Genomic DNA, 16,147 nt, shown 5'->3' with positions numbered 1-16,147 from the left:
GCCCCGGACACCACGACGGACCGCACCTCGGCCTCCCGCCCGGCCCTGCGCGCCTCGTCCTCGACCAGCGCCGCGGTCGGCCCCAGCGTGGACTCGACGGTGGCAAGCACCACGACCCGGGGCCCGGCGGCGACGGCCGCGGCGGCCATGGGCCGGTCGACCCGCAGCACCGGAACGCCCACTTCCGGCCCCATCGCCTCGGCGACGCCGCCAATGGTGGAGCAGGTGCACAGCACGGCCTCGGCTCCCTCCCCGGCGGCCCGCAGCAGAGCGGTCCGCACGTCCGGCGCGACCGCCTCCGGCCCTTCCGACCGGGCCCGCTCAAGCAGCGACTCCACCACGTGATGCCGCAGCTCAAGGCCCGGGTGGTGCGCATCCCGCAGCCCGTCGAAGACGGGAACGTGAGCGGACGACGTATGCAGCAGCCCCAGGGTCACCACGCCGAGGGATCCGTCCGGACCTTGTCCAGCGCGGCCCGCGTCAGATCGTCGGAGGCGGCCGGCGCCTGCTCGGGATGGCGCTCGGCCCACTTCACGACGTACGGACACAGCGGCACGACCGCGAGGCCCTCCCGCCCGGCGATGGCGTACAGCTCCCCGGCGAGCGCCCCCGCGATGCCCTCGCCCTGGTGCGCGGCCGCCACCTCCGTGTGCACCGGCACGAGCGCGGCCACGGCCACCGGCACGGGGGCCGCTTCCGGCGCGGCTTCCGGCGCGACCTCCGGCACGGCTCCGGGCTCGTCCAGCGTGAAGTACACGATCTGCCCGAGGGCCGCACCGTCGGCGTCGAACGCTTCGAGCACCCCCCGGCCCCGATCGTCACGGATCTCGACGCTCATCGACTCTCCTCGCCCTCGCGGTACGCGAGACGCAGTTGGTGCCGGCTCCCGTCGAGGAGGCGGAGCCCCGCTCAGAGGCTCAACGGGCTCCGCACGCTCTCCGGGTCCCCCGGCACGCCCTCGGCCGGATCGTCACCGAGGGCGACCATGCGGTTGGCTCCGTCGACATGGACGACCCGGGGCCGCAGCGCCCGCGCCTCGGCGTCCTCGACCTGGGCGTAGCTGATGATGATCACCTTATCGCCGGGGTGGACGAGGTGCGCTGCGGCGCCGTTGATGCCGATGACCCCGCTCCCGCGCTCGCCCGCGATCGTGTACGTCTCCAGGCGGGCGCCGTTGGTGACGTCGACGATGTGGACGAGTTCGCCGGGCAGCAGATCGGCGGCGTCGAGCAGGTCCGCGTCGATGGTGACGGATCCCACGTAGTGCAGGTCGGCCTGGGTCACCGTGGCGCGATGGATCTTGGACTTGATCATGGTGCGCAGCAATTTGAGCTCCTAGAAGACGGCTCCCTGCCAGCTTTCTGCAGGTCAAGGGCGTTCTGCACTCTACACCGGGAGGCGTCGGGTCGGAGATCTAAAGGAAAATCCACCCCCTCGGACGAGAAGGCTTCTGGCCTGCACTGCCGTGGGCATCAGGCCGTCGTGACGCTGCCGGACCGGGCTTCGCGTCGGCCAGACTCTCCGGAACGTGGGGGACTGATGCTGATCAGATGCTGACTTACCTGACGGCACGACACTCAGACGTGCCGATCCCCCAGCGGCCGACCGCCAAGGCCTGCAGGACCGGTTCCTGTGCCTGCCTCCCCCTCAACCCGTACGAACGCCCCTGGCGTCTTCGCCGCCGGCGACGTCGTCGACCACACCCACCGCCAAAGCCATCACCGCAGCCGGTTCGAGCTGCGCAGCGGCCCTGGACGCCGAGCGCTGCCTCGACGCCATGAGCGACAGCAGCACGGACGCCGGCATGGCGCAGGTCAACGCCTGACTGGCTGGCCCCCGTACCAAGGTGGGGCCGACGCCGACGATGTGCGCGCTTACGCCCTTCATGCGCCCCTGCTCCCCCACGTAACTTGCGACACCGGCCTGTACCACCCGTACGAACGTAGGGGGAAGCAGCTTGAAGCGAGCAGACGTGCTGAGGGATCTCGCGCAGCCGTGGAACGTGGCCGTTCACTCGACATCGGACCTCGCGGGCAGTGTTGCCAAGGCTGCGACCGCGGACGACAAGGCCAAGCGGGAGAAGAACCAGGCCCCTCTGCGCCGCAAACCAGAGCTTCGGCCGCTGCCCGTGAAGTCACTCGGTCTGTCGCTCCAACTGACTCCATGGGACGTACTCCACGCCCTGGGCCGGGCCAACGTCCTCGCCCGCCAAGGCGCAGGGCGAGGACTTGCCGAGCACTGGGCCAGCCTGAAGTACTGCCAGGCCCTCACCGGCAACGACGGGCGCTACATGGCACTGTCCAGCGAGGGCCGTAACCCCAGGCGCCACTACGCGGCCACACAGTCGGGCGAGCTCGGCATCGGTTTCGCCCTGGCCCTCGCCCGGCGCGTACTCGCCGCTCAGTACCCGGATCACTCGGTCTCGGTCATCGACGCCGAGATAGCCATGCGGGCCGGCTGGGAGCTGACCGGCAGGGAGGCGGGACGCAGCAGTGCCCCGCGCCGGCCGGGCTTCTTCCTGGAGGTGTGGAAGCCGGGCGAGCCGTCCCGGGTCATGCCGGTCACCTGCAAGGGCACGCACGGCAACGCCGCCCAGGTCCACAAGCAGCTGGCCACCGCCTCCGCCGACGTGGAAGGCATCCACATCGGCGCGTACAACGAGACACCGGCCTTCGTCTTCGGCACCACGCTCCCCAAAAAGAGCGAGAGCATCACGCTCTACCTGCTCCACGCCCCAGGCGACGGCACCCTGGCAGATGCGAAGGACCTCTATCTCGACCCTCCCGTCGAGGACCGCAGCATCCGGCCCGGCATCGACGCCCCGACCAATCCGAACGAGGAACCACCGGTCGGCTACCACGTGCGTCCCGAGGAGTGCGGCTGGTTCGGCCGAGTCCTCGCCCAGGCGGATGCCGCCGGCCTGATGGCCTTCACCGGAGGTGGCGAGCCCACCGCCCGGTACCTCACCAAGCGCCAGGGCAAAGGCCACTTCGAGACGTTCACCCACGCCGGCACCGGCATCGTCCAAGACGTCACCCACACCATCCACGGCAGGAAGTTCGTGGGCACCGATCATGTCTTCCGCCTCAACGGCGTCCGGGTGGAGGCCTTCTCCGGTCTGGCGGAGAACCTCTTCGACCACCTCCGGGACGGCAGGGTCGACCAGTACCGCCACGAGACCAACGCCCTCCGCGACTCCTGGCCCACCGACCCCTGGGACGCCAAGTGGCGCGGCCCCGTCTCCATCCACCCCGACGGCACCGTCATGGCCCTGCGCCGCCTCCGCCTCCGCTGATCACCACTGCTGTCAGGCCTTGGGGGAGCCGGACGGCTCCCCCAAGCCTTCGAACGGCTAACGCGTGGATACACGGGCCAACGGGCGCCCTGCCGGGCGCCAACAGCTCTGCGAGCGAAGAGGGCCAAACGTGGATGGCTTCCGGCCATTATTGTCCGGACGCAGTGAGACACAGCCGGACGCAGGCGGACACAGCCGGACGCAGTGAGACGGCTTCTGCGGCGTTCCGCCTGGCCGGTCTGCGTCTGCCTCTCGTTTTGACGGGAGCGTGCTACGCAACACTTCACGTCATGCCGAGCTTTCAGCAGAGGAAAGCCGTGGGGGACGCCCACGAGCAGCGCATCGCCCAGGAACTGACCGCGCGCGGATGGGCGGTCAACCCGTGGGGGCAAGGAGTCCTCACCCAGCCCGTTCAAGCCGCACTCCGACAGACCGACAGCTCTCTTCGGTGGACGCCCGACCTCCTTGCCGCTAAAGAGGGCCGCGTCGCATTGATCGACTGCAAGAGCAGCATGACCAGTCGGGCGACGCACCGCCACGCGATCGAGAGCGCCGCGGTCGACGCGCACCTCCAGCTCGTCGCGTGGACCAGGCTGCCCCTCTACTACGTGTTCGACAACCTCGACGTCCTCACCCCGTACGACGCCCTCACCGCAGGACAGACCGGCCCCCGCTCGGTCCGAACAGGCTCGGGCGCGCCGTACCTGCTCGTACCTACGACGCTCTGCCGCCCCTTCGACACCGTGTTCGGCCCGCGAAGGAATCCGTCCGTCGCAAGCGACGCCGCCTGAGCCCAGCGCCGCGCCAGACACGCTGCTCGGTACGGCGCTCATACCGAGCAGCGTTCGGCTTCGACCCCCGCCGGAGTCATGCAGCGGGACACCACTCGCTCTCTGAAAGCCCAGCGAGGCGTCGTTGGCCATCCCGATCGCCTTCAAAGGCAGCCGCAGCAACGCCGCCACATCTCACACCCAACTGGCGTCCGCCTCCGCGGGCAGTTGCTGTTCGGCGTCGAGAATCCCCCACACCCCAAGGAGACGCCCCCGGCGCTCACGAGTTGCTCGGCAGTGCGACACCAGGCTCCGCTCGACTGACGAATTCACACGCCGGCACGGCTTCCCCCAGACGCCGATGGGGTCCGGCCGACCGACCACGACGACCAGGCCGCGGGTGGCAAGCTTGCCCAAGTAAGCCTCGTCCCTGCTGTCTGGTCACCTTCTAGGACAACATCGACGACGCCACTTGGAGGTTCCCTCAGGTCGGACCCAAAGTCGAACCTGAGGCGATAGATTTGGGGTGCTTGATCAACACCGTGCCACGGTCGCCGGTGACGCTGACGAAGAGCGAAGGGAACGTGGGCCGAGTGCACCAAGTGGCTGCCGAGGAAGCCCTGGCGGAGCTGGCCGCCGCTTCCGCAAACTTCGGCTTTCTGCTGCCGCTGGAGCCCCTCCTACTGCTGTACGGCGCGGGTGCTGAGGCCGTCGCGCACGACCGCCCGAAACGGTCCCTCGCCCATGCCCGGCAGTTCGCCGAGGTGCTGACTGCGGAGTCCGCCCGGCTGCTCGGCTCGGATTCCGCAGTCGGCCCGGTGCACCACGTGCTGGCCGAACTACGACGCTCCGGCGACCCCGCCCCGGACAGCGAGGCCGGAGCAGATGACCGGTACCGTGCCCAGCGCTTCGTACGCCACTGCTTCGAGCTGGGCGTCTGGTACTTCCGACTACGGACCGGAGTGCGTGACGCGCTGTCCTTCGTTCCGCCTGCCGAGTGGGACGACATGCCGGCGAGCTCACCGCGCCGACACGTGGCCATATGCGAGCCGGTGACCGACCGGGGCACCTGGGTCGCCCTGCTCGAGGAGTACGTCCCCGTGCTGCGGCGAACCTTCGACCGGCGTACGCCCGTCGGGACGTCCACCAGCGCGTCCCTGAAGGCGCGTTCGGCCCTCCTGGAGGCAGAGTGGCGCGTCGTGGAGCTGCTGACCGAGGCGGGATGGACCGTACGGGATGATTCGGACCCGCTGGACGAGCTACCAGTGCGCGGGGTCGCGATGAGGGGCACGGCGCAACCGGACTGGGCGGCGGGACCGGACTACGTGCTCCGCGTCGACGGCCAGCCAGTAGGCACCGTCAAGGTGTGGCACCCCCGCGAGGACCTGCGCGCGGCGATCGCATGGACCCGTGAGGCCGGCACTCCGTCGACGGCGTTTGCAGAGCAGCGGATGCCCTACACATACGCCACCGACGGCGTCCGGGTGCTGTTCCGGAATGGGGACGACCCCGAGCCGCGCCCCCGGGAGGTCTTCACCTTCCACCAGCCGGATACCGTCGCCCGCTGGCTGCGCGAAGCCGCGACCGACCCCCAGGCGCCAACATTCCAGGGCCGCGTGCGCCACCGTCTTCCGGACCTCGGTGATGACGGCTACCCCCGGGACTCCCTCGGGCCGGTGCAGTACGAGGCGGTGCGGGCGTTCGAGAGCTCGCTGCGCCGGGGCGAGCGCCGGGCCATGGCCCAGATCGCTGTTGGGGGTGGCCGGACGGTTACGGCCGTCGCCGCAGCCCACCGTCTGCTGCGGCACGCCCGAGCCCGCCGGATCCTCTTCCTGGTCGACCGGCTGGAGCTCGAGAACCAGGCGCTGGCGACCTTCGCGGCCTACTCTGGCCCCGGCGACGACGGCCGGAAGTTCACCGAGTCGTACCGGGTGGAGCGGTTGGGCCCGGACGCCGTGCCACCCCACGGAGTCGTCGTTAGCACCGTGCCGCGGCTCCACAACGCCCTGTGCGGAGACAATCCGGCGTCCGGAGTCCGCTACCGGCCCGATCTGCCCCCCGAGTCCTTCGACCTCGTCATCGCCGACAACTGCCACCGGTCAGTCTCCCCCCGATGGCGTGCGCTATTCGACTACTTCGACGCCCCGGTGCTCGGCCTGACGGCCACCCCGACGGACCGGTCTCTGGAAGTCTTCCAGGGCAATCTCATCAGCTCCTACACCTTCGAGGACGCCGTCGCCGACGGCCGGGCCGTGGACGTCACCATCTACCGTGTCGGCAGCCTCCGCACGCGACCAGAGCGGGCGGCCGAAATACTGGAGGAGGAGTTCGACCCCGACGTGGAGGGCCCCCTCGGGCACGGTCGCTCCGGGGTGAGCGGCAAGGCGCTACACGCCGCGCTGACGGCGTTCAAGGAAGGGCTGCCGTCGATGTTCCCCGAGCGGGCGAGGCCCGGTACCGGGGACGTGTCGCTGCCCAAGACCGTCGTCTACGCGGCCGACGACCGGCATGCGGACGAGGTGGTCGACGCGGTGCGCGCGGTCTTCGGGCAGGGGCCTGGCTTCTGCCAGAAGGTGACGCTCAAAGGCGGATCGTCGTACCGGCTGCTCTCGCAGTTCCGTAACACCGTCGAACCGCGAGTCATCGTCGTGGTGGACCTGCTTACCGGGACGGACATCGCCCCTGTCGAATGTCTGCTGTTCCTGCGGGACGTCAAGTCCTCATATCGCTACTTCCAGATGCTCGCGGTCGGGACGCGCCCCATCGCCTCGGCGGCACTGAGGGCGGTCACCCCCGGCGCGTCGGCCAAGACCCGGTGCGTGGTCGTGGATCCGGTCGGCGTCGCACGACACCATTCCAGTCGGCCTTCCACGACGCGGAAGCGGGGGCGGGGTCGGGGGAAGGACGCGGACGAGGCCCCGAACCCGGCCGCCCTCGCAACAGTCGACGACGCCGAGGTCATGGAGCGCTGGCAGTCCTTCCTGCGGGCGGGCAATGCCGCGGCGCGGGATCTAATCACCGTCACAGGGGGCCTGTCCGAGGAAGATTTCCGCAGGCTTCGCTCGTGGGCCGAGTCTCTGGCACGGCCGCCCCACGGCCTGACGGCGGAGCGGATCTGGAGCGCCTACGAACGCGTCGGTGTCGCTGTGCCGGATCCCCGTCGGCCGCGGGCACCGAAGGGGCCTGCGGACCTCCTTGCCCTCGTCCGGTACGAAGCGGGCCTGGAGCCGCGCCCGCGCCCCTACCGCGACCAGGTCTTCGACCGGCTCGACGCATGGATCGACCGCCAAAAGCGCCGGGGACGGTCCTTCGACTCCGACCAGGTCTGGTGGATGGAACACATCGCGGACGGCACGGCGGCCGGCGGACACTTCGCCGCTGCGTCTCTCGACGCCGTTCCCTTCACCGTCAGGGGCGGCACGTCGGGTTTCCTGCGCGCCTTCGGGGAGCACGGGGAGCAGGGTGCGGTCCGCCTGCTGGACGAGTTGCGGAGCGTGCTGGCGTGAGGACGGGACTGCCGCCCGGCTGGACCGAGGTTCCGCTGGGCGAACTGTTGCGCGAGCCCTTGGCGGCGGGCCGGTCCGGTCAGGCCGTCCCGGGAGGGGTGCCCGTCCTCCGCCTGCCCGCGCTCCGGTCGGCGACGGCCGACCTCACTGAGTCCCGGGAAGGCCCGTGTGCCTCGGCAGCGGAAGCGGAAGCGGCCGGCCATCTGATCCGGCCGGGCGACATCCTGATGAGCCGCAACGACGGGCCGGGGGCGCGGATCGGGCGGGCCGCCCTCGTCGGCGAGACCACCGGGCCCACGTCGTACCCCGCCACCATGGTCCGGGTGAGGGTCGACGAGCGGCTGATCGACCCCGAGTACCTGGTGTTGGCATGGGACTCCCGCGTCGTACGGCGCCAGATCGAGTCGTCCGTACGTCAGGGTGCCGGCCTGGGGCACATCGCGGCACGGGATCTGGAACGGGTTCGGCTGCCGCTGCCCCCACGATCCGAGCAGGAGCGGATCAAGACCTCTCTCGCCTTCTGGCTCGTCCGGGTCGACGAGGAGGAAGCCGCCGTCCGCGACACCCTGCGACAGGTGGAAGACCTCCGCACCCTCGTCATCGACCAGGGACTCCTCGGCCACACCACGACCGGGCCGCACGCGGGCCCGGAGCCCTCCGCGGCCACGCACCGCGCTCCCCTGCCCGCCATCCCCCTGGGATGGCGCTGGGTCGCCCTCGGCGAGCTGGCCGAAGTCGTACGCGGGCCCGTGACGAACAGCCGGCATGCCGACGATCCGTACGGCGTCGAAGTGGGCTCCCTGCGCCCGGCCGAACTCCGGGGCGAGCGCTGGGCACACAAGCAGATGCCGACGGTGCGGCTGGACGTTCGTAGAGCGGAGGCGACCCGGTTGAGCCCTGGGGACGTCCTTTATGTGCTGAGTGGACAACCCGACAGCCTCGGCCTCGCCCGAGTATGGGAACAGGACTCCTCCCACCTCATGTACGTACCGAACCACCACGTGGCACGGGTCCGCATAACCGGGGACGCCCTGCACCCCCGGCTGCTCGCCCTGTACGCGAACGGTCCCGGACGAAGCTGGCTACGGGACGCCGCACGGAGCACAGCTGGCCTAGCCTCCCTGGGCCTCGACCAGCTGCGGCAGATGCCCATCCCCGTGCCTCCACTCACCGAACAGGGCACGCTCCTCGCCTCCTTGGAGGCGTGGAACAGCGAACTCAACTCAGTTACGTCCTCGGCCGAGGAAGCCCTGGCGATGGCGTTTCGGCTGCGCGACGGCTGCCGGGAGCAGGCCCTCACGGGCAGCCTGCCCCACGGCGCGGCGCCGAGCAGCGAGAACGACGTACGACTCAAGGGAGCAGTGACCGTGCCGCGTGCGACGCCCACCCGACGGTCTGTCAACCGACCTTCCGAGGTGGAGCGCCGGGCCGAGCACCTCTGGTCCTTCTTCCCGCCACTGAGCGACGATGGTCTAACAGCCCTGGAGTACGGCGATCAGGTGACATACCTGCTCTTCCTCAAGGCGGCACAGGAGTTGCGGCACCGGCCCCTCAACCGCGTTGACGTCCTGGGGCGCGACGCCTGGGACGAGCTCGCGCTACACGAGGGCACGGACCTGATCCGGTACTACGGCGCCCTCCTGGCGGAGCTTGGCGAGCGCGGCGGCGTGATCGGCCGCATCTTCCACAAGGCCCAGAACCGGCTACGCCGCCCGATGCACCTCCAGAACCTGATCCAACAGATCGAGGAGGGGCTCTCGTGGTGGGACAAACGGCCGGAGTGGCGCGCGCCGGTCTTCGACGCGTTCCTCGCCCGGTGTGCTCAAGACCACCGGACCGCCGCAGGCCAGTACTTCACCCACCGGCAGCTGATCGACGTCATCGTCGCGTGCTGCCGTCCGACCGTCGAAGACACGATCGTGGACCCGGCCGCAGGCACCGGGGGATTTCTGGTGCGGTCCTTCGAGCACATCGCCCGACACCTCCCGCCGGGCGTCCCGCCCGCCCAGCGGGAACAGCTGTCCCACGGCGCGATCCGCGGGACGGAATTGGTGGACGCGACGGCGCGCCTCGCCAGCATGAACCTGTTCTTGCACGGCGTCGAGCGCCTCGACGGCAACCCGGCGGCCATCGAGGTGCGGGACTCCCTCACCGCGAGCCCCCGCCGCCAGGCCACCCTCGTCCTCGCCGATCCGCCGCTGGGGCAGCGACGCTGGGTGCCCCCGTCCACCGGCGCACCCGACCTCCATGGCTCTGAGGAGCTCGCCCTCGCCCGGCCGGACTTCTGGGCGGCCACCAGCCATCAGCAGCTCAACTTCATCCAGCACATCTACACCCTGCTGGAGATCGGCGGCCGGGCCGCCGTTGTCGTACCGGACGGCGTCCTCTTCATTAGGGGCGCCGGGGAACGGGTACGGAGACAGTTGCTGAAACAGTGCGACGTGCACACCCTGCTCCGCCTCCCCACCGGGTTCTCCGGAGGCTCCTCGGGGGTAAAGCTCAATGTCCTGTTCTTCGAAAAGGCCGCGGCCCGCCCCGACGGATCGCCAGCGACCCGCCACCTCTGGGTCTACGACGCGCGGACCGGAGACACGGCCGTCGCCGATTCCCCGGAAAGCTCAGGTCTCGACGCGTTCGTCGCTGCCTACCGGCCCGGGCACCCGCCCGACTCCCGGGTCGCGTCGCGGGCCTTCAAGCCCTACTCCGTCGACGCACTCCTCACCAGGCCCGACGTCAACCTCGACCTCGGCGCCGACCTGGGCGAGGAGGAGCCGAGGGAGACTCCAGAGCCGCATCTGATCGCCCAGCAGATCTCCGGGCGGCTGGAGGATGCCTGGCGACGGTTCGCCAGGCTTGCGGAGGAGCTCACACCGCCGCGCGATGCCCGCACGTTCCGGTCCGGCTGAGGGGGATCCGATGCAGCTGCTGCAGCTGCGGCTGCCCGACTACCGCGGCCTGCGGGACTTCACCCTCGACCTGGAGAGGGCCGTCGACAAGGGGCAGGCCATTGCCGTGCTGATCGGTCCCAACGGAGGCGGGAAGTCCCGGATCCTACACGCGCTCGCGGAGCTCTTCGGGGCTCTCTACCGCTGCGCCCTCGGCCATTCGGGCCGTACGGACTTCGGATACGAGGTGCGCTACCGGCTCCGCAACACGACCGTCGAGATCGTGCAGCCGTCCGCCGAGGCAGATCCGGTCATGTGGGTGACGGACGTTACCGGGTCGCGCGACGAGACACCGCGTCACGACTGGCGCCGCCACCTTCCCGACCACGTCTTCGGGTATCAGGTGCACGGCCGGGTCCCGCGGGGCTCCGAGTTCGAGCGCCACGTGCACTTCGCCGAGGCGGAGCTGGCGACGTGGCGCCAGCAGTGGACCGAGTCCTGGTTTGCCTGGCAGGATCGGCCGGAGAACGAGGACGGGGTGTGGTCGGAGCAGCTGGAGCTGCCCATCACGTGCCCGCTGTACGCCCCGGGATTCCTGTGCACGCCCGACTGGCTCCCCCTGGTCCTGCTCTCCCTGGCCGCCCAGTGGGCGGACGTTTTCGGCGACTACCTCAAGGAGCAGGCCAGGGTGGACGGGGTGGTGTCCGCCACGCTGCACTTGCGCGCCCCCGCGTCGGTAGGGGAAGAGCTGTCAGCCTTGCCGTACTGGGGGTTGGGCGGGCCGCCGCGCGCACTGTTCGCGGAGGCGGCAGCATCAGGCCGTTTCGGACCGGTGCCGGAATCGGACCCGCTGTACAGCGCGGGTACCCCCGACGACGGGTTCGCCCTCGCCATGAGCAGCGCCGAGGACGTGCTCGCCTTCCGCAACCTCTTCGACAGCGACCTGTCGATGTTCGGGCTCCTGTCCACCCTTCAGATGGCCGGCTACCTCACGGTCGACGTGCGCGTCCGCAAGGCGGATGGCGCCCTCGTCCGGGCGGACCAGCTGAGCTCCGGAGAACAGCAGATCCTCACTGTCCTCGGTCTGCTGCGGCTGCAGCGAGGCCAGGAGTCGCTCTTCCTCCTCGACGAACCCGACGCACACTTCCACCCCGAGTGGAGCCGGCGCTGGTATTCGTCCGTCCAGAGCATGCTCGGCGACGGACAGCGCTCGCAGTTCATCGCCGCCACCCACGAGCCCCTCCTCGTCTCGAACATGCTGCGACAGCAGATCCGGGTGCTCGACAAGGACGCCGACGGACGGACCAAGGCGCTCGTCCCGGACACCAATCCACGAGGCCAAGGAGCCGGTGGGCTGCTCACCTCGGACCTATTCCGCCTCCGGAGCCAACTCGACGAACACACCCAGGACCTGATCGACACCCAGTACCGCCTCATACCGGTGGCCGAGGACGATCCCGAGGCTCGCCAGGAACTCCAGGAGGTCACCGACCAGCTCGACGGACTGGGCTTCGCCACATGGCGCCGCGACAAGGTGCTCTCTTCCTTCCTGGCGGAACTGCACCGTCGGCGCGCGGAACTCGTCAAACGAGCCCGGAACGGGACTATGACGGGCGAGGAGCTCGAAGCGACCGCACGGATCCTCTTCGACGAGCGCTTCTCCCGGGGGGTCTGATCCCGGTGCGCCACGTGGACAACAGCGGACTCACCGCGCCGCAGAAGTGGGCGGACCGGGCCGCTAAGGAACTCGCGAAGCTCCATAAGGACGCGAAGGACGCGGACAAGCAGCTCTCCTTCCGCGAGATGTGGCGGGAGGACGCGATCCGCGACCCGCTGATCGCCCTCATCGGGGAGAAGTGCTGGTACTGCGAGACCAGGTTCGTCCGCTCGCCTTACCACGTAGACCACTACCGGCCGAAGTCCGTCGTCGTGGGTGAGACGGAGCGCCGCGGGTACTGGTGGCTCGCTTACGACCCTGCCAACTACCGTCTCTCCTGCCACCACTGCAACAGCGGCGGTGCCCGCTACGGCAATCAAAGTGCCGGACCTGGCAAGGGAGCCCGCTTTCCCCTGCTTGGGCAACGCGCATCGGTGGGCGGGAGCCTGGATGGCGAGCTACCCGTCCTGCTCGATCCCGTGGTGGCCGAGGATGCCGAACTCATGGGATTCGACGGGCAAGGTCATGCTCGGCGGCGTCCCGAGCAGCCGTACTCCAAAGACGAAGTGGCACGAGACCTCTGCCGGGTAGACGAGACCATACGCATGCTCGCGCTCAACTCGGACCTACTCATCGAGAGCAGATCTACCCTGTTCGGCAGGGTGAACGGACTCGTCCAGCTGTACCTCGCCAGCGGAGGGCACGTCGGCGCGGCGCTGTACGCCCGCACCGAGCTCGACGACCTGACCCGGACGACCGCCGAGTGGAGCGCAGCGGCCGCTGCTGCCGAACGCCTGGCCCTCCTCGCCCACGACCTCTCGGGAAACGACGCACCCCTTGAGGGAGGGGCGGCGGACGACGTCGCCGGACAAGCGAGCGACGGAGTCGAGCCCCCTGCGGCCACGGCAATAGAGCATCGCACTGACCTGCGGACTCTGGTAGCCGCCTTGCCGCCTGAGACATTCTCCGCAGGCGGGATCGTGTTGACAGGCCGGGGGAAACGAGGCCCGGCCAGGGCGACCCTGCTGGCGGACGGCAGCATCATGTGCTTCCAGCGGCCCTTGGCCACGCCCACGTCCGCGGCACGGATGGCGACCGGCGACGACCAAGTGGATGGGTGGACCTTCTGGTCGTTGACGGTGGACGGCACGACCCGGACGCTCTCCGACCTGCGCGACTTCCTGATCGCCGAGGGCGGCTGACGGACACCGCCTGTCAGCCGCCCTTCCAACCGGCTTGACCAGCCCGACACCGTCAGAACGAACCTCGCTCATCGAATGCCGCGGCGACGCAGAATGAGTTCGACGGCGCTCCATCGTGCGTCAGTTCGCCCACCTGGCGTGCCGCTTCCAACCTCGCCTCAGCGGACCGCAGCGGCAGCCGGACCCCGGTTACCCGTCCCCGTCGACGGAAGGACGCTACCGGTGGAATTCCGGGTGGAGAATTTCGAGCACCTGGCACGCGCCGACCCTAGAGGACACAGGGGGCGCAGGAGGAGTGGGAGTCAGTCTAGCTGGTCGGGCACTTCGATCCACTTACAGCTTGTGCTGGCGGGATCAGTGACGGTACGACGATCACATGCACCGTTGGACGTCGCTCAACGATCGCCAGCTTGCCCTCCTCACACGCATCGGAGAGGGCGCTGAACCCGTCACCTCTGACTCCCCGAACCTCGCCCGCACCGCAAGGGTCCTGAAGGAGCGGGGCCTCATCACCATGCCGAAGGAAAGTGGGCGGTGGAGGGCGGAGATCGCCGAGGCGGGGCGGTTCTACCTCCAGCACGGCCATCATCCGGACCGGCCCGAACCCACGCCGCGGAGGTCCCGTACGACGGCGGCCGCCACGGCACCCCAGGTGCCTGAGCCTCCCGAGTCCGAGACTCCAGCCGAACCGAAGCCTCGTGTTCAGCGTGTGCCCAAGGTTCGGCAGCCCTCCTCCGCGGAGATCGGGGCGGCCTTGATCGCGGAGGTACAACAGGCCGGGCGCTTCCTGCGCATCCCAGATCCGGGAGAGGCCGAGCGGGCCCGTTACCGGCGGGCCTTCGATGCGGCGAGGCAGTGCTCTCCTGCCGGGTACCACCTGAAGTACACCGGTCGTGCCAAGGGCGACATCTGCTTCGGGCTGCTGCGGGTGAGCGGCGAGGACGACACGGAGTGGAACCGGATCAGGCTCGCGCGCAGCAGGACTCTGACCGACATCGACGATGTGATCGCCGCGGTCGAGAAGGACCACAGCGCCTTCGAGGTCTCGGAGGAGGTACGCCCCCGGGTTCTGTCTCTGATCCGGCTGTTCGCCGAGCGTGCTTTCGCCCTCCATGGCGAGATCACTGTCTCCAGGAAGCGCAAGCAGCCGAGGCCGCTGCTCACCGTCCATGGCATCACGTACGAGATGAGCTTCCGTGAGCGGCAGCGGCAGGTCCGGTACGTGCCCAAGCAGCCGGGCCGGCGTACCTATGACTGGCAGCGGGTGACGCCAGCACACCGGTTCGAGCCTTCTGGGGATCTCGAGTTGCGCCTCGGCATCAAGACCGAGTGGGCCGACACCGAGGGGAAGCTGCTGGAAGACCAGATCGATGCGGTCTTCAAGGTGCTGAAGGCACAGGCGCAGGAGCAGGAGCGGGCCAGGCTGAAGTACGAGGCGGAACAGCGCCGCCTGCGGGAGCAACGCGAGGCGGAGCAGCGTCGGCTGCAGGAGGAGCGGGCGAGGCAGGAAGCCGAGCGCCAACGGCTGGAAGCGGAGAAGCGGCAGCGGCGTCAGGAGAAGTGGGAGGCCGCGGTCAGCGTGGCTTCGATCAAGGCGGTGGACGCGGCGCGGGCCGAGCAGTTCGGGACGGCGCTGGACCAGTGGCGAGCCGCCGGTGAGATGCGGGCCTTCTGCGACGCGCTGGACGAGGCCGCTGACCAGGCGGAGGACCCCGTCGAGGCAGAGAGCCTTCGGGAGTGGTCGGCCTGGGGGCGGTCAGAGGCAGACCGGCTCGATCCCGTCCTGAGCCGCAGGGGGCTGCGCGGGCGGAACTTCCACGCGGAGCCGACGGGTGACCAGCTTCGTCCGTTCCTCGACGGCTGGCACCCGCATCGTCCCGAGAAGGAGAAGCCGCCGTCGAAGCCCGCCCCGGCCCAGCCGGAGGTGCGGCCGGAGCCGGAGCGCTCGCGGGCGTTCAGCGACGAACGTCTGGACCAAGGCTGGAGATATGGACGCCCAGGTCGCGCTCAATGGTGGAGGCGATGACGCCGTGGCCCCGGTCGCGGAGCGCCTTCACGGCGCGCTCGACCAGTTCACCGAGTCGTAGCACCTCCTCCCTCAGGGCCGCCACTTCGTCGTGGCGCTCTGCCTTCTCTTGCCCGCACCATTCCCGTACCGTGCGCAGGGCTTCCTTCTCAGCGTCCAGCTTTCGGTCGTCCCGTCGCTGGTAGCCGTACCAGGAAGATCGATCACGCTCCTCTTCCATAGCTCGTTGCCGCTGGTCGACCTCCGGGAGGATCTCCTCGGCCAGCCGCTGGGCGACCTGGCGTGCGATCCGCTCGGTGATCGGCCAGCCTGCCAGGGAGCAGCCGTTGCGGTCCTCGTGGAGCATGGGGTCGTCGCGTAATTGGGCAGCGTCCATGCCGACGAGTGGCGCGGTCACTTCAAGGCGCCCGAGCTCCAGGACTCCGGCATCCGTCACCGCCTTACGCAGGCGTAGGCGGCCCTTGGGACGGACGAGGCCCAGGATCATCCGGGCCGCCTCGAATTCGGCGCTTCCCCGCACTGCCCTCGATGCCTCGGCCAGGGCCAGCTCCGCCGCGTCATCCGCCCGGAAGGCGTCGACGTCAGTCCAGAGGACGAGCAGACAGTTGGGGCTCACCCATTCCTGGAGGCCAGCCGCGTCACCATCCAAGAAGCGCACGTGGACGCTCCGGGAGCTGCCGGCGCCGCCCACTCTGACGATCTCCACGCGGCGCAGTGCACCGCCCAGTTCCTTCGACCTTGCTCGATAGGCCCAGTGCTCCCCGATCTCCATAGGTCCATTGAGCCAGTCCGACGACTCCTGGAGG

The 16,147-nt window shown here is 69.6% G+C and carries 11 protein-coding genes and 1 pseudogene; 8 read left to right on the top strand and 4 right to left on the bottom strand.

Features of this window, described 5'->3' with window-relative positions; genetic code table 11:
• The 3 genes from GKQ77_RS01025 to panD all read right to left on the bottom strand — a co-directional run.
• Nucleotides 1-437, bottom strand: a 437-nt coding sequence (locus GKQ77_RS01025) for an aspartate/glutamate racemase family protein (protein WP_219686662.1), incomplete at its 3' end; no start/stop codon positions are given.
• Nucleotides 434-838, bottom strand: coding sequence for a GNAT family N-acetyltransferase (locus tag GKQ77_RS01020; RefSeq protein WP_219686661.1), 405 nt, complete (start codon nucleotides 836-838; stop codon nucleotides 434-436). The genes GKQ77_RS01025 and GKQ77_RS01020, both read right to left, overlap by 4 nt.
• A 71-nt stretch (nucleotides 839-909) precedes the next feature.
• Nucleotides 910-1,326: an aspartate 1-decarboxylase gene (gene panD, locus GKQ77_RS01015; RefSeq protein WP_219686660.1), complete on the bottom strand. Its 417-nt coding sequence runs from the start codon at nucleotides 1,324-1,326 to the stop codon at nucleotides 910-912.
• Between the two features lie 315 nt (nucleotides 1,327-1,641).
• Here panD and GKQ77_RS01010 point away from each other — a divergent pair.
• From GKQ77_RS01010 to GKQ77_RS00975, 8 genes and pseudogenes are all read left to right on the top strand, one after another.
• Nucleotides 1,642-1,825 (top strand): annotated as a pseudogene (locus GKQ77_RS01010) (thioredoxin-disulfide reductase); the annotation flags it as partial.
• Between the two features lie 132 nt (nucleotides 1,826-1,957).
• Nucleotides 1,958-3,295 (top strand): hypothetical protein, encoded by a 1,338-nt coding sequence (locus tag GKQ77_RS01005; RefSeq protein ID WP_219686659.1) that lies wholly within the window; start codon nucleotides 1,958-1,960, stop codon nucleotides 3,293-3,295.
• A gap of 290 nt (nucleotides 3,296-3,585) precedes the next feature.
• Nucleotides 3,586-4,086: a hypothetical protein gene (locus tag GKQ77_RS01000; protein WP_219686658.1), complete on the top strand. Its 501-nt coding sequence runs from the start codon at nucleotides 3,586-3,588 to the stop codon at nucleotides 4,084-4,086.
• A gap of 572 nt (nucleotides 4,087-4,658) precedes the next feature.
• Complete coding sequence (locus GKQ77_RS00995; RefSeq protein ID WP_219686657.1) at nucleotides 4,659-7,571, top strand: type I restriction endonuclease subunit R; 2,913 nt, start codon at nucleotides 4,659-4,661, stop codon at nucleotides 7,569-7,571.
• Nucleotides 7,568-10,477 (top strand): N-6 DNA methylase, encoded by a 2,910-nt coding sequence (locus tag GKQ77_RS33805; protein WP_219686656.1) that lies wholly within the window; start codon nucleotides 7,568-7,570, stop codon nucleotides 10,475-10,477. The genes GKQ77_RS00995 and GKQ77_RS33805 overlap by 4 nt, the downstream gene beginning before the upstream one ends.
• 10 nt (nucleotides 10,478-10,487) lie before the next feature.
• Nucleotides 10,488-12,131 carry an AAA family ATPase gene (locus GKQ77_RS00985; protein ID WP_219686655.1) on the top strand — a complete coding sequence of 548 codons (1,644 nt, stop codon included), beginning with the start codon at nucleotides 10,488-10,490 and terminating at the stop codon, nucleotides 12,129-12,131.
• A 14-nt stretch (nucleotides 12,132-12,145) separates the two neighbouring features.
• Nucleotides 12,146-13,315 carry an HNH endonuclease gene (locus tag GKQ77_RS00980; protein ID WP_219686654.1) on the top strand — a complete coding sequence of 390 codons (1,170 nt, stop codon included), beginning with the start codon at nucleotides 12,146-12,148 and terminating at the stop codon, nucleotides 13,313-13,315.
• A 754-nt stretch (nucleotides 13,316-14,069) separates the two neighbouring features.
• Nucleotides 14,070-15,341: a hypothetical protein gene (locus GKQ77_RS00975; protein ID WP_258020671.1), complete on the top strand. Its 1,272-nt coding sequence runs from the start codon at nucleotides 14,070-14,072 to the stop codon at nucleotides 15,339-15,341.
• Here the strand turns inward: GKQ77_RS00975 and GKQ77_RS00970 are convergent.
• Complete coding sequence (locus tag GKQ77_RS00970) at nucleotides 15,271-16,113, bottom strand: PE-PGRS family protein (protein WP_219686652.1); 843 nt, start codon at nucleotides 16,111-16,113, stop codon at nucleotides 15,271-15,273. The genes GKQ77_RS00975 and GKQ77_RS00970 overlap by 71 nt on opposite strands.
• Between the last annotated feature and the right edge of the window lie 34 nt (nucleotides 16,114-16,147).

Source organism: Streptomyces anatolicus (assembly GCF_019400875.1).
Lineage (GTDB): Bacteria > Actinomycetota > Actinomycetes > Streptomycetales > Streptomycetaceae > Streptomyces > Streptomyces anatolicus.
This window is presented reverse-complemented; position numbering and strand designations above follow the sequence as displayed.

What these genes read in the sequence shown, in the direction of transcription:
- GKQ77_RS01020 (WP_219686661.1), bottom strand. Translation starts at nt 838, where the DNA reads ATGAGCGTCGAGATCCGTGACGATCGGGGCCGGGGGGTGCTCGAAGCG.
- GKQ77_RS01000 (WP_219686658.1), top strand. Translation starts at nt 3,586, where the DNA reads ATGCCGAGCTTTCAGCAGAGGAAAGCCGTGGGGGACGCCCACGAGCAG.
- GKQ77_RS00985 (WP_219686655.1), top strand. Translation starts at nt 10,488, where the DNA reads ATGCAGCTGCTGCAGCTGCGGCTGCCCGACTACCGCGGCCTGCGGGAC.
- GKQ77_RS00970 (WP_219686652.1), bottom strand. Translation starts at nt 16,113, where the DNA reads ATGGAGATCGGGGAGCACTGGGCCTATCGAGCAAGGTCGAAGGAACTG.